General features: G+C 72.7%; 14 protein-coding genes. 7 read left to right on the top strand and 7 right to left on the bottom strand.

Translation table 11 applies throughout. The annotated features are described in order from the left end of the window. Positions 1 to 27: 27 nt before the first annotated feature. The 3 genes from lnt to ACWC5C_RS37975 all read right to left on the bottom strand — a co-directional run bounded on the left by lnt (position 28) and on the right by ACWC5C_RS37975 (position 4,551). Positions 28 to 1,767 (bottom strand): apolipoprotein N-acyltransferase, encoded by a 1,740-nt coding sequence (gene lnt / locus ACWC5C_RS37985; protein WP_450883207.1) that lies wholly within the window; start codon positions 1,765 to 1,767, stop codon positions 28 to 30. Between the two features lie 590 nt (positions 1,768 to 2,357). Further along, the gene (locus tag ACWC5C_RS37980) at positions 2,358 to 4,001 is read right to left on the bottom strand and encodes an amidohydrolase (RefSeq protein WP_450883205.1); all 1,644 of its coding nucleotides are present in this window, start codon (positions 3,999 to 4,001) and stop codon (positions 2,358 to 2,360) included. A gap of 109 nt (positions 4,002 to 4,110) precedes the next feature. After that, positions 4,111 to 4,551 carry an Lrp/AsnC family transcriptional regulator gene (locus ACWC5C_RS37975; protein ID WP_009713557.1) on the bottom strand — a complete coding sequence of 147 codons (441 nt, stop codon included), beginning with the start codon at positions 4,549 to 4,551 and terminating at the stop codon, positions 4,111 to 4,113. A gap of 228 nt (positions 4,552 to 4,779) precedes the next feature. On the opposite strand from ACWC5C_RS37975, the gene ACWC5C_RS37970 reads away from it, so the two are divergent. Continuing rightward, positions 4,780 to 5,154, top strand: a complete 375-nt coding sequence (locus ACWC5C_RS37970; RefSeq protein WP_450883203.1) for a hypothetical protein — start codon at positions 4,780 to 4,782, stop codon at positions 5,152 to 5,154. 81 nt (positions 5,155 to 5,235) lie between these two features. On the opposite strand, the gene ACWC5C_RS37965 is transcribed toward ACWC5C_RS37970, so the two are convergent. Next, complete coding sequence (locus tag ACWC5C_RS37965) at positions 5,236 to 6,408, bottom strand: acyl-CoA dehydrogenase family protein (protein ID WP_450883201.1); 1,173 nt, start codon at positions 6,406 to 6,408, stop codon at positions 5,236 to 5,238. 348 nt (positions 6,409 to 6,756) lie between these two features. Between ACWC5C_RS37965 and ACWC5C_RS37960 the strand changes: the two genes are divergently transcribed. From ACWC5C_RS37960 to ACWC5C_RS37940, 5 genes are all read left to right on the top strand, one after another. After that, entirely contained in the window at positions 6,757 to 8,016 is a 1,260-nt protein-coding gene (locus ACWC5C_RS37960) for a glycoside hydrolase family 18 protein (RefSeq protein ID WP_450883199.1), read from the top strand. A gap of 224 nt (positions 8,017 to 8,240) precedes the next feature. After that, the gene (locus ACWC5C_RS37955) at positions 8,241 to 8,396 is read left to right on the top strand and encodes a hypothetical protein (RefSeq protein ID WP_450883197.1); all 156 of its coding nucleotides are present in this window, start codon (positions 8,241 to 8,243) and stop codon (positions 8,394 to 8,396) included. Positions 8,397 to 8,439: 43 nt separating this feature from the next. Next, positions 8,440 to 9,765: a GAF domain-containing protein gene (locus tag ACWC5C_RS37950; protein WP_450883195.1), complete on the top strand. Its 1,326-nt coding sequence runs from the start codon at positions 8,440 to 8,442 to the stop codon at positions 9,763 to 9,765. 66 nt (positions 9,766 to 9,831) lie between these two features. Further along, entirely contained in the window at positions 9,832 to 11,355 is a 1,524-nt protein-coding gene (exaC, locus tag ACWC5C_RS37945; protein ID WP_385436758.1) for an acetaldehyde dehydrogenase ExaC, read from the top strand. Between the two features lie 2 nt (positions 11,356 to 11,357). Continuing rightward, entirely contained in the window at positions 11,358 to 11,714 is a 357-nt protein-coding gene (locus ACWC5C_RS37940) for a DUF779 domain-containing protein (RefSeq protein ID WP_450883192.1), read from the top strand. Positions 11,715 to 11,763: 49 nt separating this feature from the next. Here ACWC5C_RS37940 and ACWC5C_RS37935 read toward each other — a convergent pair whose 3' ends face one another. From ACWC5C_RS37935 to ACWC5C_RS37925, 3 genes are all read right to left on the bottom strand, one after another. Then, a complete protein-coding gene (locus ACWC5C_RS37935) occupies positions 11,764 to 13,944 on the bottom strand; it encodes a putative bifunctional diguanylate cyclase/phosphodiesterase (protein ID WP_450883190.1) in 2,181 nt (726 codons plus the stop codon). Between the two features lie 352 nt (positions 13,945 to 14,296). After that, positions 14,297 to 15,076 carry an Hsp20 family protein gene (locus ACWC5C_RS37930; protein ID WP_450883188.1) on the bottom strand — a complete coding sequence of 260 codons (780 nt, stop codon included), beginning with the start codon at positions 15,074 to 15,076 and terminating at the stop codon, positions 14,297 to 14,299. A 41-nt stretch (positions 15,077 to 15,117) separates the two neighbouring features. Continuing rightward, positions 15,118 to 15,381, bottom strand: a complete 264-nt coding sequence (locus ACWC5C_RS37925) for a UBP-type zinc finger domain-containing protein (protein ID WP_385436765.1) — start codon at positions 15,379 to 15,381, stop codon at positions 15,118 to 15,120. Between the two features lie 206 nt (positions 15,382 to 15,587). Between ACWC5C_RS37925 and ACWC5C_RS37920 the strand changes: the two genes are divergently transcribed. Continuing rightward, on the top strand, positions 15,588 to 17,348 hold the full coding sequence (locus ACWC5C_RS37920) for a PucR family transcriptional regulator (RefSeq protein WP_450883186.1): 1,761 nt from the start codon (positions 15,588 to 15,590) through the stop codon (positions 17,346 to 17,348). Positions 17,349 to 17,434: the final 86 nt, after the last annotated feature.

Below are 17,434 nucleotides of genomic sequence, written 5' to 3'. Positions count from 1 at the left end.
TCGGCTCCTCGGCCTCGCGTGCGTCGCTCACGGCTGCTGCCCCTTCTCGTCCGTACGTCCCCGACGGCCGATCATGATCGCGGCCGCGCAGGACAGAACGCCCACCATAGCGAGCACCCACTCCGGGGTCGCACCGACGCGGTCGGCGAGAGTCGTACCGTCACGCAGCGGGATGCGCGCGGTGAGCACGTCTTGCGTGAATTCTTTCGTCCGCTGCTCGATCGTGCCATCCGGCGCGACGACCGCGCTGATCCCACTGGTGGCCGCGGTGATCACCGGACGGCCGTGTTCGATCGCCCGCAGCCGGGACATGACCAGCTGCTGTTCTGGCTGGCCGCTCTCGCCGTAGGTGGCGTTGTTGGTCTGGACGACGATCGCGCGGGCCCCCGCGTTGACCGTGTCGCGCACGATCTCGTCGTAGGCGACCTCGAAGCAGATCACATCGCCCAGCTTGGCCGGGCCGACCTGCAGCAGCCCGGTGTGGTCGCCGGGGAAGAAGTCGCGGGGGACGCGCTGCAGCCGGGTGATGATCTTGCTGAGTTCCTTGCGGAACGGCACGTACTCGCCGAACGGCACCGGGTGCTGCTTGGTGTACTGGGCGCCGGGGCCGTCCTTGGGGTCCCAGACGATGCCCTCGTTGAACACGTACCCCGGCTTGGAGGGGTGGTCGACCAGGGCGCCGACCAGCACCGGCACGCCGATGGCCCGCACGGCCTCGTCGATCCGGGCGTAGGCCTCCTGGTACTGGAAGGGGTCCAGGTCGGAGGAGTTCTCCGGCCATATGACGAGGTCGGGCTTCTTGATCCGGCCTGCCTTGACGTCCTTGGCCAAGTCGAGCGTGGCGTTCACGTGGTTGTTGAGGATCTTCATGGGGCGGCCCAGGAAGTCCATGCCCGCCTGCTGCACATTGCCCTGGACGACGGCGACGTCCACGCTGTCGTCCGCCTGCGTCGGGATCGGCACCGCGAACCCGGCCACGGTCACGGCGGCCGCGACGACGACCGCGCCGGCGGCGGGCAGCGCGCCCCGCGCCGTCATCCGGCCGTCCGCCCGCAGCCGCCACAGGGCGAGCGCGGCGGAGGCCAGCAGACCGCCCGTCAGCGCGACGGCGAAGGTGACCAGCGGGGCGCCGCCGAGCGCGGCGAGCGGGGTGAACGGCGACCCGGTGTTGGCGAAGGCCAGCCGCCCCCAGGGGAAGCCGCCGAACGGCACCCGGTCCCGGGCCCACTCCTGGGTCACCCACAGACAGGCCGTCCACAGCGGCCACAGGGACGGCACCGGCAGCCGGGAGACCAGCGCGAACCCGGCGCCCATCAGCACCAGGAAGAGCGATTCGATGACCGACAGGCCGATCGTCGCGTCCCAGCCGATCACGCTCAGCCACTTCAGCAGCAGCAGGAAGAACGGCACCCCGAACGCGAACCCCGTCCAGGCGCCCTGGCGGACCGTCCGGCCGTGGGTGAGCAGGCTCAGGGCCGCCACGGACAGCAGGGACAGCGGCCACAGGTCGAACGGCGGGAAGGCGAGCCCGAGCGCGAGCCCGGCGGCGGCCGCGAGCGCGCTGCGCCCCGCCTCGCGGCGGGCGAGCCCGCCCAGGCGGCGCCACCGGCCGGGGCGGCCCCCGCCGGGGGGCGTGGACGCCTCCGCCGCGGCGTCCCCCTCGTCGCCCGGTCGGGGCGCGGCGGCGGACGTTCGCGGCCCGTCCGGTCGTTCTTCGGCCGGGCCGGACGAGGCGGCTTCGGCGGTGGTGTCGGAACCCGAGGGCACGGTGTACGGCCTTCCTGCAATCAAGCTGTGGTGAGGTGACCGTATAACGCGGGCGCGCGGCTGTGTCCCCGAGGTGCGGAACCTGTGGATAACGCGGAGGAATCGCGGCAAAGGAGTCCGGGGATCTCCCTGCGGACCGGGGTCGCGATTTCGGCGGATGCCGCCCCCTCGCGGGGGGCGGTCCGCCGTGTGCGTGCGGATGGGGGCCCGACGCCCTTCGGGCCGACCTGGGGCCCGCTGGCTGCGGGTCGACCGAGAGCCGTTGTCTACTGAGCGTCCGGGCCCCTCCCGGGTCGCACCTGCCGACCCGGCGACCCTCCCTCGCCCCCGTGCGCTGGACCTGGCTCCCAGTGGTGACGGCCTGGGCGGCGCGTCTCCCTCTGGCCCAGCGGCGTTCGACGACTGCGTGAAGATTCCCCGGTCGGGTTGTCCTGTGGTGGACGGGGCCGAACCTACCGGCCACCAACCGGACTCTGTCAACAGTCGCATGACCTGCGCCGTTTCCTCAAATGACCAGGTCAGTACGGACAATGTTCAGCCGCCGCGACAGGCCGGTGGGACATCGTTCGGCGGTACGCGGCGCTTTTCCGTCACTCGTCCGGACGGCTGTGCACGGTGCGTCCGCGCACCACCGTGCGCACACAGACGGGCAGTTGGCCGCCGGGGGTGAGATCGGGCAGCCCGGGCGTGCCGGAGCGCGGATCGGTCGACCACCCGGCCACCCGCGTGTCGGGGACCTGGACGACGAGTTCCCCGGTCCGCCACACCGCGTAGTCGGCGGGCGCGCCGGGCACCAGGACGCCCGCGTCGTCCCGTCCGATGGCCCGCCAGCCGCCGCGGGTGTGGGCGGTGAAGGCGGCGCGGGCGGAGATCCGGTGCTCCGGGGTGCGGTGGAAGGCGGCGGCCCGCACGGTGCCCCACGGGTCCAGCGGGGTGACGGGGCTGTCGGAGCCGAGCGCGAGCGGCACCCCGGCCCGCAGCAGCGCCGCGTACGGGTTGAGGGTGCGGGCCCGCTCGGGGCCGAGCCGCTGGGCGTACATGCCCTCCTCGCCGCCCCACGCGGCGTCGAAGGCGGGCTGGACGGAGGCGGTGAGGCCGAGGTCGGCGAAGGCGGCGATGGTCTTCGGGGTGAGCATCTCGGCGTGTTCGACGCGGTGCCGGGCGGCGCGCACCCGGGCCAGGCCCACCTTGTCGGCGGCGGCCCGTACGCCCTCGACGACGGCGGAGACGGCGGCGTCGCCGATGGCGTGGAACCCGGCTTGGACGCCGCCCTCGGTGCAGAGCGCCACATGGGCGGCGACGGCGGCCGCGTCCAGGTAGGCGGTGCCGGTGTGCGGCGCGTCCGCGTACGGCTGGTGGAGGCAGGCGGTGTGGGAGCCGAGGGCGCCGTCCACGAAGAGGTCTCCGGCGGCCCCGGCGGCGCCAAGCCGCCGCACCTTCTCCAGGTCGGCGGCGCCGGTGACGGCCTCGGCCCAGTAGCCGTGGACCCGGGGTCCTGGCCGTGCGGCGGCGAGCCGCAGCAGCCCGGTGAGGTCGTCCTCGCCGGAGATGGCGGGGCCCGCGCATTCGTGGAGGGAGCCGATGCCGACGGAGGCGGCGTGGTCGAGGGCGGCGCGCTGGGCGTCCTCGCGCTGCCGCTCCGTCACGCTCGCGTACGCGGCGGCGCGCACGGCGTGGTGGGCGTCCCCGGTCAGCGGCGCGTCGGGGTGGTAGCCGGTGCGTCCGGTGATGCCGGGGACGCGGTCGAGCAGGGCGGTGGTGACGACCGCGGAGTGCACATCGGCCCGGCTGAGGTAGAGGGGGCGGCCGCCGGTGGCCGCGTCCAGTTCGGCGCGGGAGGGCGGACGGCCACCGGGCCAGCCGCTGGCGTCCCAGCCGTGGCCGAGAAGCACCGGGTCGGCGGGGTGGGCGGCGGCGTGCGCACGGACCCGCTCCAGGGCGTCGGCGAGGGTCGGGGCGCCCGTCAGATCGAGTCCGGTCAGGGCGAGCCCGGTGGCAGTGGTGTGCACATGCGCATCAGTGAACGCGGGGGTGACCAGCGCCCCGTCCAGCCGCACCACCTCGTCCACGCCGTCCGCGAAGCCGTCCGCGGCACCCTCGGAGCCGACCCAGGCGATGGTGTCGCCCTCGACGACCATCGCGGTCGCGAACGGGTCGGCGGGGCTGTGCACCTCGCCCCCGCGCAGCAGGACGGTACGGCCTTCGGCGGCCTGGGCGGGGGTCGGGTCGTTCACGGCGGGCTGCCTCGCGGGGTCGGTTTTCGGACGATCCGGGCGCCGGGGACCACAGGTCCGGCCGGGCCCGTACGGGGGCGGTACGGGGTCGGTCAGTGCGGCAGGGCGGTCAGACGCGCGGCGGGCGCGCCTCGTACGGGGTGGACAGGACGACGGTGGTGCGGGTGGAGACTCCGGCCAGCGAGCGGATCCGGCTGAGCAGGTGCTCCAGCTCCAGCGGGGTGGCGACCCGCACCTTGAGGATGTAGTTCTCGTCGCCCGCGACGCTGTGGCACGCCTCGATCTCGGGTACCTCGGCGAGCCGGTCGGAGATGTCGTCCGGCGCGCTGGGGTCGAAGGGTTTGACCGAGATGAAGGCGGTCAGGGGCAGCCCCACGGCCTCCGGGTCCACCACGGCCGCGTAGCCGCGGATCACTCCCCGCTGCTCGAGACGGCGGACCCGCTGATGCACGGCCGATGTGGACAGGCCAGTGGCCTTCCCCAGGTCCGTGTAGCTCATCCGCCCGTCCTTGACGAGCAGCTCCACGATTTGTCTGTCCAACTCCTCCACAGCCGATCACCTTATGTGGTCGGAGGCCTCCGGGCACAGCGGGCGCACCCCGCGAACCGGCTTCGGACGGGCAGTGGGCAGGCAGCATCTGCACGGGGCATGTGACGAACACCACATCTCCTCGTGAGTGTCCTATGGGATGCCGCGATTACCTATGCGACGGCGAGGGAAATGCTTGCTGTGGTCGAGGCCGACGCGCCTGGCCAGCCCACCCGAGGGGGAAATCTCATGCCCTACGTTGAGCGCCTCGACGAAGGCGACATCGAAACCTACGAAACGTATGAAATGTTCCGGGTCATGTGCCCGGACTGCGCGCAGCCCATCGCCCTGCTCGCCGACGAGGACGTACTCCCGGAGCACGCGCTGTGCCCGTCTCCGTGGAACCCGTTCGGACTGACGGTGTGCCCCGGCACCGGGCGCGGGGTGGCGGACGCCGCCGCCGCGGACGCCTCGCTGGACGCGCACGAGCAGGACGCGGCACTGCTGCTGACGCTGCCGGAGGGGCTGGACTGGCGGAAGCAGCCGTTCTCGCACATCGGCGGCCCCGGCTCACGCCCGATCCGGACGCCGCTGACGACGCGCCACGCCGCGTCCCGCTCGTAGCGAACGCACAGCGGCTCGTAGCGAACGCACAACGGAGGGGGCCCGGCGGTGCCGCGCCCCCTGACCGCTCGTACGACCCGTCTACCGGCTCTCGGGCCCCGCGACATGGCGCGCGATGACCACGCGCTGGATCTGGTTGGTGCCCTCCACGATCTGCAGGACCTTGGCCTCGCGCATATAGCGCTCGACCGGGAAGTCCGCCGTGTACCCGTAGCCGCCGAACAGCTGGACCGCGTCGGTCGTCACGCGCATCGCCGCATCGGTGCAGAACAGCTTCGCCATGGCCGCCTGCTTGGAGAACGGCCGCCCCGCGTCCCGCAGCCGGGCGGCGGCCAGATAGAGGGCGCGCCCGGCCTCGATCTGGGTGGCCATGTCGGCCAGCGTGAAGCGCAGCCCCTGGAAGTCCGCTATCGGACGGCCGAACTGCTTGCGCTGCGCGGTGTACGCGACCGCCTCGTCCAGGGCCGCCTGCGCGAGGCCGATCGCGCAGGCCGCGATGCCCAGGCGCCCCGCGTCGAGGGCGGACAGGGCGATGGCGAAGCCCTGGCCCTCCTCGCCGATCCGGCGGGCGCCGGAGACCTTGACCCGGTCGAGGTGGATCTGCGCGGTGGGTGACCCGTTCATGCCCATCTTGCGCTCGGGGGCGGCGGCGGAGAGCCCGGGGGCGTCACCGGGCACCAGGAACGCGCTGATGCCCCGGGTGCGCTCGGGGCTGGTGCGGGCGAGGACGGTGTAGAAGTCGGCGATGCCGCCGTGGGTGATCCACGCCTTGCCGCCCTCCAGTGTCCAGTTGTCGCCGTCCCGGGTGGCCCGGGTGGTGAGGGCGGCGGCGTCGGAGCCGGAGGCGGGCTCGGAGAGGCAGTACGCGCCGAGCAGGCCGCCGCCGAGCATCGCCGGAAGGTGCTCGGCCAGCTGCTCCTTGCTGCCGAACGTGGCGAGGCCGTGGCAGGCCAGGGTGTGGACGCTGACGCCGAGGCCGACGGTGAGGCGGGCCGCGGCCAGCTCCTCCAGGACCTGAAGGTAGACCTCGTACGGCTGGTCACCCCCGCCGAACTCCTCGGGGTACACCAGCCCCAGCAGCCCCGACTGGGACAGCAGGGTGAACAGTTCGCGGGGGAAGTGCCCGGCGGCCTCCTCCTCGGCGGCGCGGGGACGGATCTCCCGCTCGGTCAGCTCGCGGACGAGCGAAATCAGGTCGCGGGCTTCCTCAGTGGGCAGTTCGCGTTCCACCGGCTGCGGGCCGTGGTCGGTCATGGCGGCGCTCTCCTCTCCCTGTAGGGCGCGGCGGCGGCGTACGCGCCCGGTGGGGCGGCGCCGCCCGTGTCCTGCCGCTGAGCCGGTCCTCCCGTCGGGTCGCGAACGGGTGATGACCTGCACCGTGGCGGTTGGAGTATGCCCGATCGAGGGGCCCGAGTCACCGGTATGACGATCTTCAACAAAGTTCCTCCGTCCGGGTGTTGCCCGGACGGGATTGGCCCAGACCATTGACCCCACTGGTCTAGTCCTTCTACCGTTCTCCCACCCTGCCCTGCGCGTTCATGTCAATATCGGGGCAGGTCGTCGGGCACTTCGTCTCCCCTCACCCCCCACCGAGGAGAATCCATGCTCAGACCACGCGGACTACGGGCAGCACTCGCGGCCCTCTCGACGGCGGTGCTGACCGCCACCCTGCTGGCGGGCGCGGCGACGGCCAGCCCCGGTGCCGCCCCGGCGGAACCCCCCACCGCCGCCAAGGCAGCCACCCCCAAGGCAGCGGCCGGTAACAAGGTGGTCGGCTACTTCACGCAGTGGGGCATCTACCAGCGCAATTACCACGTGAAGAACGTGGAGACCTCCGGGTCCGCCAACAAGCTCACCCACATCAACTACGCCTTCGGCAACGTCACCGGCGGCAAGTGCGCCATAGGTGACGCCTACGCCGACTACGACAAGGCGTACGACGCGGCGGGCAGCGTCGACGGCAAGGCCGACACCTGGGACGCGGGCGCCCTGCGCGGCAACTTCAACCAGCTGCGCAAGCTCAAGAAGCTGCACCCGAACCTCAAGGTGGTGTGGTCCTTCGGCGGCTGGACCTGGTCCTCCGGGTTCGGCGAGGCGGCCAAGAACCCCGCCGCGTTCGCCGAGTCCTGCTACAACCTGGTCGAGGACCCGCGCTGGGCGGACGTCTTCGACGGCATCGACATCGACTGGGAGTACCCCAACGCCTGCGGCAACACCTGCGACACCAGCGGCCGGGCCGCGTTCAAGAACGTGATGGCCGCGATGCGCGCCAAATTCGGCCAGAACAACCTGGTCACCGCCGCGATCACGGCCGACGCCTCATCGGGCGGCAAGATCGACGCCGCCGACTACGCGGGCGCCGCGCAATACGTCGACTGGTACAACCCGATGACGTACGACTTCTTCGGCGCCTGGGCGGCCCAGGGCCCGACGGCCCCGCACTCGCCGCTCACCTCCTACAGCGGCCTGCCCCAGCAGGGCTTCTACACCGACGCCGCGATCCAGAAGCTCAAGGGGCTCGGCGTCCCGGCCTCGAAGCTGCTGCTGGGCATCGGCTTCTACGGACGCGGCTGGAGCGGCGTCAGCCAGGGGGCCCCCGGCGGCACCGCGACCGGCGCCGCGCCGGGGACGTACGAGGCGGGCATCGAAGACTACAAGGTGCTCAAGAGCAAGTGTCCGGCCACCGGCACGGTCGCCGGAACGGCCTACGCGCACTGCGGCAACCAGTGGTGGAGCTACGACACCCCCGCCACCATCGGCGGGAAGATGACCTACAAGCAGCAGCAGGGTCTCGGCGGCACCTTCTTCTGGGAGCTGAGCGGCGACACCACCAACGGGGAGCTGATCAAGGCCATCAACTGAGCCCTCATCGAGGGAAACAGCTGATCCCTGACCGAGGGAAACAGCGCGCGGAGCCGGGAGCCTCAAGGCCCCCGGCTCCTTGCGTTCCGGTGAACCGATCCGCCACCGGAGCCGTATCGCAACGCGGCTTGTTCTGACTATTGCGGGGCATCCGCCTCACAAGGAAATCTGAGCGCTGGGGCGGCCCTGACCGGCCCGTCGCGTATTGAACCAAAGGATCGATCATGAGTTCCGAGCAGTGCCCGAGCTGCGGCGGCCAACTCGCCGTCAACCAGGACGGGTGGAAGATCTGCCACTCCTGCGGCTACGCCTCACCGCCCGGTTTCGCCCCCGCCCCCACGCCCGGCTGCTGCGCCATCCCCACCACCCCACCCACCTGACCCTCCGTCCCACCCGACCCTCCGTACCGTTGAGCGAGGCCCCGTGGTCAATCCCTGGCTGGCGATGGCATCCGGCACCGATCCGGCGGAGCGCACCCGCGCCGTGCGCCGCGCGCACGAGGCGTTCCTGACGGAGGGGGCCCTGGGCCCGGCCGTCCGCCCGGTGGTGGCGGACTCCTGGCGGCGCTCGGCCGACGCCCGGGTGGCGCAGGAGCGCGCGGCACCGATCGATCTGGCGGACGACGCGCTGGAGGCCTACCGGGCGGACCATCCACTGGCCCGGGTGATGCCGCTCTTCCGCGAGCTGCTGGGGAGCATCGCGCACGACGGCGCCCATCTGCTGGCGGTCTGCGACGACCTCGGCCGCATGCTCTGGGTGGAGGGGCACACGGGGATGCGCCACCGGGCCGAGCGGATGAACTTCGTGGCCGGGGCGCGCTGGGACGAGCGCCACGCGGGCACCAACGCTCCGGGCACCGCGCTCACCCTCGACCACCCGGTGCAGATTTTCGCCACGGAGCACTTCAACCGCAGTGTGCAGCCCTGGACCTGCGCCGCGGCCCCGATCCACGACCCGCACTCCGGGCGGCTGCTGGGCGCGGTGGACCTCACCGGCGGCGACCATCTGGCCGCCCCGCACAGCCTCGCCCTGGTCCAGGCGACCGCCCGCGCCGCCGAAGCGCAGCTGGCCGCCCTGGCGCCCCCGGCGCGCGGCCCGCGCGCGTCGCTGACGGCGCTCGGCCGCGACGAGGCGCTGCTGATCACCGAGGGGCGGCGGCTGCGGCTCGGGCGGCGGCACAGCGAGATCGTGGTGCTGCTCGCGGGCCATCCGGAGGGCCTGAGCGGCGACCGGCTGGCGCTGGAGCTGTACGGGCCGCGCGCCGACCGCCGGTCCCCGGTGACGCTGCGCGCCGAGATGTCCCGGCTGCGCCGGCTGGTCGGGCCGCTGCTGGGCTCGCGCCCGTACCGGCTGTGCGGACCGGTGCGCACCGATGTGGGCGTGGCGGCCGAGGAGTTGGCCGCCGGTGAGGTGGCCACCGCCCTGCGCGCGTATCCGGGGCCGCTGCTGCCGATGTCGGAGGCGCCCGGGGTGTGCCGGATGCGGCGGGACCTGGAGGACGGGCTGCGGCGGGCCGTGCTGTCCCGCGACGACCCGGAGCTGCTGCGGCGCTGGGCGCACACCCCGTGGGGCGAGGACGACCTGGAGGTGGCCGAGGCGCTGCTGGCCGCCCATCCGCCGTACTCCCCCGCCCGGGCGGCCCCGGCGGCGCGGGTGCGGCGGCTGCGCGAGGTGTACGGCCTGGAGAGTGACACCCGGGAAGACGACGGCCACGGGTACGCAACGTTGCCGCAACGTTGCCGCGTCTAGCCTCCCCTCATCTCCGCCCGTCCCGTGGCGGGCGGAGCCCGCAGGTACGACAGGGAGGCCGCCCCCATGACGCGTTACGCAAACCCCGGCTCCGAGGGATCGGTGGTCAGCTACCAGCCGCGCTACGACCACTGGATCGACGGGGCGTACCAACCCCCCGCCCGGGGCCGTTACTTCGAGAACCCGTCCCCGGTCAACGGGCAGCCGTTCACCGAGATCGCCCGGGGCACCGCCGAGGACGTCGAACGGGCCCTGGACGCCGCACACGCGGCCGCGCCCGCCTGGGGCCGTACCGCGCCCGCCGAGCGCGCCGCGGTGCTGCTGAAGATCGCCGACCGCATGGAGCAGCACCTGGAGGAGCTGGCGGTCGCCGAGAGCTGGGAGAACGGCAAGCCGGTACGGGAGACCCTGGCCGCCGACATCCCGCTGGCCATCGACCACTTCCGCTACTTCGCGGGGGCGATCCGGGCCCAGGAGGGCAGTCTCTCCGAGATCGACGACGACACGGTCGCCTACCACTTCCACGAGCCGCTGGGCGTCGTCGCCCAGATCATCCCGTGGAACTTCCCGATCCTGATGGCCGCCTGGAAGCTCGCCCCGGCGCTGGCCGCGGGCAACGCGGTGATCCTCAAGCCCGCCGAGCAGACGCCCGCCTCGATCCACGTCTGGATGAACCGGGTGGCCGACGTGCTGCCGCCGGGCGTCGTCAACATCGTCAACGGCTTCGGCGTGGAGGCCGGAAAGCCGCTGGCCTCCAGCCCGCGGGTGGCCAAGGTCGCCTTCACCGGCGAGACCACCACCGGCCGCCTGATCATGCAGTACGCGAGCGAGAACCTGATCCCGGTCACCCTGGAGCTGGGCGGCAAGAGCCCGAACATCTTCTTCGACGATGTCTCGGCCGCCGACGACGACTTCCTCGACAAGGCGCTCGAAGGCTTCACCATGTTCGCCCTCAACCAGGGCGAGGTGTGCACGTGTCCGTCGCGTGCGCTGGTCCAGGACGGCCACTACCAGGACTTCATGGACGCGGCCGTGGCCCGTACCGAGAAGATCGTCCAGGGCCATCCGCTGGACACCGACACGATGATGGGCGCCCAGGCGTCCAACGACCAGCTGGAGAAGATCCTCTCCTACCTGGACATCGGCAAGCAGGAGGGCGCCCGCATCCTCACCGGCGGCACCCGCGCCGAGCTGGGCGGCGAGCTGGAGGGCGGCTACTACGTGCGGCCCACGATCTTCGAGGGCGGCAACCACATGCGCGTCTTCCAGGAAGAGATCTTCGGGCCGGTGGTGGCGGTGGCCCGGTTCGCGGACTTCTCGGACGCGATCGAGATCGCCAACGACACGCTGTACGGGCTGGGCGCGGGCGTCTGGACCCGCGACGGCACGGCCGCGTACCGGGCCGGACGGGCCATCCAGGCGGGCCGGGTGTGGACGAACTGCTACCACGCCTACCCGGCGCACGCCGCCTTCGGCGGCTACAAGCAGTCGGGCATCGGGCGCGAGACCCACAAGATGATGCTCGACCACTATCAGCAGACGAAGAACTTGCTGGTGTCGTACTCCCCGAAGAAGCTGGGCTTCTTCTAGCCATGGCGGAGGTCTCGCGTATCGCCCTGACGGAGGCCGCGGCCGAGCTGATCCGGCGGCTGCGGGCGGACCACGGACCGCTGATGTTCCATCAGTCGGGCGGCTGCTGCGACGGCAGCGCGCCCATGTGCTTCCCGCGCGGCGAGTTCCGTACGGGCGCGTCCGATGTGCTGCTCGGCGAGCTGGAGGTGGACGGGGTCGAGGAGCCGGTGGGCTTCTGGATGTCCGCCTCGCAGTTCGAGCGGTGGCGGCATACCCATCTGACGGTGGACGTGGTGCCGGGGCGCGGCAGCGGATTCTCGCTGGAGGCGCCGGAGGGCGTCCGCTTCCTGATCCGCTCCAGGCTGCTGGACGCATAGCAGTAGCGCCCATGGGCGGGCCGGAGCTACCGGCCCGCCCTTCGGGCGTTCAGCTGGCGTCGGCCAGTGCCAGGGTGTGCAGCCGCTCCGGGGGGCCGGGGCGGGCGTAGTACCAGCCCTGGGCGGTGTCGCAGCCCAGCATCCGCAGGTGCTCGGCCTGCACCGCCGTCTCGACGCCCTCCACCGTGACCGCCAGGTCGAGGGTGTGGGCCAGCGAGACGATACCCTCCACGATCTTGACGTCGACGGGGTCGGCCGGGGCGCGCTGCATGCCCCGGGTGAAGGAGCGGTCCAGCTTGAGGGTGCTGACCGGCAGGCGGCGCAGGTACGAGAGGTTGGAGTACCCGGTGCCGAAGTCGTCCAGGGCGATGTCCACGCCCAGGTCGGCGAGTTGCCGCAGCGGCCGCAGGGCGTTCTCGTCGGCGCCGATGAGGTCGTTCTCGGTGACCTCCAGGCACAGGGCGCTCGGGCACAGCCCGGCGTTCTCCAGGACCGCCACCGTGTCGGAGACCAGCGTGGGGTGGCTCAGCTGGCAGGGCGACAGGTTGACGTTGACCCGCAGCCGCTCGGCGTCGCACTCGGCGGCGTCCTGCCAGTCGCGGGCCTGCCGGGCGGCCTGCTCCAGCACCCAGCGGCCGAGCGGCACGATGAGGCCGGTGTCCTCGGCGAGCGGGATGAACTGGTCGGGGCCGAGCACCCCGTGCACCGGGTGGAGCCAGCGCACCAGCGCCTCGGCGCCGCGTACGGTGCCGTCGGTGAGCCGTACCAGCGGCTGATACTCGATGAAGAACTCGCCGTTCTCCAGGGCCGACGGCAGCCCGTTGCTGAGGCTGTGACGGGCGATCACCCGGGCGTTGGAGTCGGCGTCGGCCAGTTCGTAGCGGTTGCCGCCCGCGGCCTTGGCCCGGTACATGGTGATGTCGGCGCTGCGCAGCACCTCGGCCCGGCAGATCTCCCCGGCCCGCCCGTCGACGACGCCGATGCTGGCCCGTACCCGCAGCTCGCGGCCCTCGACCTGGACGGGGTCGGCGAGCGCGGCGAGCATCCGGCGGGCCATCGCGGTGCCGTCCGCCTGCGCGGCGGGACCGGTGACCAGCGCCAGGAACTCATCGCCGCCGACCCGGGCGACGAGTTCGTGCGGGGAGGTCACACAGCCCTGGAGCCGCTCGGCGACGGCCCGCAGCATCCGGTCCCCCGCCACGTGCCCGAGGCTGTCGTTGACGGCCTTGAAGCCGTCGAGGTCCAGGTAGCAGACGCCGAAGCGCTGGGCGTCGGCCTCGGCGGCGAGCGCCTGGTCGAGGCGTTCCAGGAACAGGGTGCGGTTGGGCAGCCCGGTCAGCTCGTCATGGGTGGCCTCGTAGCGCAGCCGCTCGCGCAGCAGCCGGTGCTCGGTGATGTCCTCGGCGAGCGCGAGCTGATACTGGGGCGCGCCGCCGGAGTCGCGGAGCAGGGTGACGGTGAGGTTGGTCCACAGCACGCTGCCGTCGTCGCGGTAGTGCGGCTTCTCGACGCGGAAGTGGTCGCGGTCGCCCCGCACCAGCTCGCGGTACAGCTCGTGGACGCCGGGGGTGTCGTCGGGGTGGACGAACTCGGTGACGTTACGGCCGGGGCGGAAGAAGTCGGAGCCGCCGAACATCCTGGCCATCGCGTCGTTGACGACGAGGACTTCGCCATCGAGCCCGGCGATCCCCACGCCGATCACCGCGCCCTCGAACACGGCCTGGAACTTGGCCTCGCTCGCGTGCAGCGCCTTCTCGGCCTCGATGCGCGCGGTCAGCGCGGCGCGGGAGACGGCCTTGCGCTCATCGCGCTCACGCTCGCGCAGCTCCCGTACGAAACCGGCGGCGAGCGCGTGCTGCAGCCGGGCGCAGCGGGCCCGTAGGTCCTCGTCGCTCATCGGCCGGTCCGGCGGGGAGTAGAGCACCAGATACGCGTCGATGATGCCGAGGATCGCGGGCAGCGCCTCGGGCTCGGCGCACTGGGCGTCGACGAGCGCGGCGCCCACCTCGTAGGCGTCGGCGGTGTCGAAGGGGACGGTCTGCAGGGCCTCGCTCAGCCGGTGGGCGAGCGGCAGCAGATAGCCCTGGAACTCGTCAAGGGTCATGGTGGTGGCCGCCATCGGGTGGACGGCGCGGCTCCAGATCGCCGCGAACCGCCGCAGCCTCTCGCTCTCCGCCTCGGCGTCTCCGGCGCCGCCCCGACGTCTCGGCCCGCCCGGCGTGGAGGTCATATCGCACGCCTCGCCGGGGGGACGCCGCCTCGGGCTGGTTCGTCCTCGTCTGTGGCGTTGATGCCCGCCGGCCGCCAGGCAGCTTTTACGTCCTGCACTTCCTTCGCCCTCTTCCGGCTTCCGGGGCCGCCCTCGGGGTCGTCCGCGTCCTCGGGGCAGTGGAGCACGACGAAGAGCGGCAGGGCAACCCGCTGCTGAGGCGAGATTACTGATCAACCGTTGGCTGAGGAAAGGAAAAATGGACATTGACCATCCGGATGTACCCGCGGAGAGGGGAGAAGCCGGGAGAAGCCGGGCATCGGGCGGCGGCGCCCCGGATGGAGCGCCGCCGTGGAGGGGGTTTCTCTCGGGTTCAGCGGTTGCGGCCGCGGAAGCCCCAGGAGGGGCGGGTCTCATCGGCCTCTCGGGACTCGCGGGCCTCCTGGGCCTCTCGGGACTCCTGGAACTCCTGGGCCTCTTGAGTGCCTTGGGCCTCCCGAGTGGACTGTTGAGCCTCTTGGGCTCGTTGGGTCCCTTGGGTGTCCCGCATTCCTTGGGTGTCCCGCATCCCTTGGGTGCCTTGGGCTCCCTGGGCGGCCTGGGTGCTCCGGGTTTCGGTGGTCTCGTCGGTCATCCGCGTCCCGCCGGGCGGCTGCTGGGCCTGCGCCCTGCCCCCGACCTCCCCGCTCTCGGTGATCTCGACATGACGGGGCTTCACGGCCTCCGCCTTCGGGACGGTGATGGTCAGCACACCGTCGGTCATCCCGGCCTTGACGGCCTCGGTGTTGACCTCGGCGGGCAGCAGCATCCGGTACTCGAAGCGCCCGGTGCGACGGGTGCTCCGGCGCAGCACGCCCTCGCGCTCACGTTCCCCGATCTCGCCGGAGACGGTCAGCTCCTGGCCGCTCACCTCCACGTCCACGTCGGCACGCCGGACGCCGGGGAGGTCGACTTCGACCCGGTAGGCGTCGTCGGCCTCGGTGACATCGGCGGCGGGCGCCCATGCGGTGAGGGCGGGCGGGGCGGCGCCGACGGTGGATTCGAGGAGTCCGCCCATCTGGCTGAGCAGTTCGTCGAATTCCGCCAGCGGGTTGCGGCTCCAGCCCCGGGGGCGTTCGAGGGGGCCTGCGCCCCGGTGTCGTCGGACGGGCATGCTCATCGTCCTTCACCTCCGTGGTGATGGTTGTCGGCAGGTCAGACCAGGGCCTCGTGGACGTAGCACCACCGCCATTCCTCGTCCGTCTCCAGGGGCTCGACGATGGGATGGCTCGCCACGGCGGCATGGGCGCGGGCGTGCTTGAGCGGCGAGGAGTCGCAGCAGCCGACATGTCCGCAGGTCAGGCAGAGCCGCAGATGCACCCAGGGCGACCCCAGGCGCAGGCACTCCTCGCACCCCTGCGGGGTGTGCGGGGCGACCGGGCGCACCATGGACAGATGGGGGTCGGGCTCGATGGCCATGGCGTCACCCTCCTTGCCGTACTTGCCGTAGCGGGCGGCCGGATGGTCGCGTCCTCGCCAGTGGCCGGACCACTGGCGAGACCGAGGCCCATGCCGTCAGGGTGACAAGGCGGGACGAGGGTGCGCCTGCGTCCCCGGGGTCGAAATTACGGCCCTGAATTCGCCCTCTTGCGGTGATTCGCCGGGATAGGGGTACTCCGGTGCGCATGGCCCCCTCTGGTGTCGCCGATGAGCTGATGCTGCGCTGTCTGACCATGTTCGACAGCCGGGACGAGACGGAGATCCTGCGCCGGGCGATGGCCCAGGTCAGCGCGGTGGGGCCGGGCCGCGCCGAAGCGGGCTATCTGCTGCTCGGCGACGGTCTGGTGCGCTGCCCGGACGACGGCTTCCGGGCCACGGCCGCCCTGGACGCGCAGGTCAGGGCGCTGGCGGGCCGGGACGGGCCGGTGCGCTTTCCCCGGCGGGCCTGGGGGTGGGCGTTCGCCCTGCGCGAGCCGGACGGGCTGCGCGAGCCGGATGGGCTGCGTGAGCTGGACGGACTGCGGGCGCCTGACGGACTGCGGGCGCCGGATGGGCCGTACGAACCCGATGGGCTGCGCGGCGCGCTGGTGGTCAGTTCCCGGGACCGGCCGGGCGAGGACGAGCGGTTCCTGCTGTCCCTCCTGGTGCACCAGACCTCCGCGGCGCTGTCCATCGCCGCCGCCCACCGCCGGGAGCGCGCCCAGGCCGCCGAGCTGCGCCGGGCCCGGGGCGAGCGGGAAGCGATCCGGCGGCGGCTCGACCACTCCCTCTCCGACCTGGGACATCTGCGCGCGGTGCACGACGCGCTCGCCCGGGCCGCCGCCCGTGGCGACGGCGAGGCGGGGATCGCCCGTGCGCTGCACCGCGTCACCGGGCTGCCCGCCGTGGTCGAGGACCGGTTCGGCAATCTGCGCGCCTGGGCGGGGCCCGGGCGCCCCGATCCGTACCCCAAGCCCGATCCGGCGCAGCGCGAGGAGCTGCTGCGCGACGCCGCCCGCCGGTCCCGCCCGGCCCGGGTGCGGGACCGGCTGGTCGCGGTCGCCGCGCCGCGCGGCGAGCTGCTGGGCGCGCTGTGCCTGGTGGACCCCGAGGGCCGGGCCGACGAACGGGCCGTACGCGCCCTGGACCACGCCGCGTCCGCGCTCGCCCTGGAGCTGGCGCACCTGCGCGAGCTGGCCGAACTGGAGCTGCGGCTGCGGCGCGAGCTGGTGGACGACCTGCTCACGGGCGCGGACGACACCAGCGCCTACGCCCGCGCCGAGGCGGTCGGCCACGATCTGCACGGTCCGCACCATGTCGTCGCGGTGCGCTGGGCGGACGGACCGGCGGACGACGGGTTCCTGCGCGCCGTCGGCCGGGCGGCCTCGGGGCTGGGGCTGCGAGTGCTGCCGACCCGCCGCTCCGGTACGGCGGTGCTGGTGGCGCGGGGCCGTCCGGCCGAGCGCGCGCTGCACACGGCGCTCAGCCGGGAGCTGGGCTCCCCGGCCGGGGCGGTCGGCGTCGGCGGTCGCTGCGACAGCCCGCATGACGTACCCCGTTCGTACCAGGAGGCGCTGCGCGCGCTGGAGGTACGGCAGGGCTCGCACAGCGCGTACGGCATCACCTTCTTCGACGATCTGGGCCTGTACCGCATTCTGCGCACCGGAGAGGATCAGCGGGAGGTCGAGCAGTTCGTACGGGAGTGGCTGGGCCCGCTGCTGGACTACGACGCGCTGCACCGGACGGCCCTGGTCGAGACCCTGACCGCGTACTTCGACCGAGGCGGCAACTACAGCGCGACGGCCGCCGTCCTGGTCATCCACCGCTCCACGCTGCGCTACCGGCTGCAGCGGATCCGCGAGATCAGCGGCTGCGATCTGACGGACGTGGACAGCAGGCTCAACCTCCAGGTGGCCACCCGCATCTGGAAGATCCTGCGGAGTGAACCGGAAGGAGGTGGGCTTTGAGATGAGCGAGAAGGCGGCGAGGACGTACCCCGGCTCGCGGCGGCCCTGGTCCGGGTGGCGCTCCACGGCGACGCCGCGCAGGAGGT

The organism is Streptomyces sp. NPDC001700 (assembly GCF_053596435.1).
Note: the sequence above shows the minus strand (reverse complement) of the source record. Positions and strands in the feature narration are given on the sequence as shown.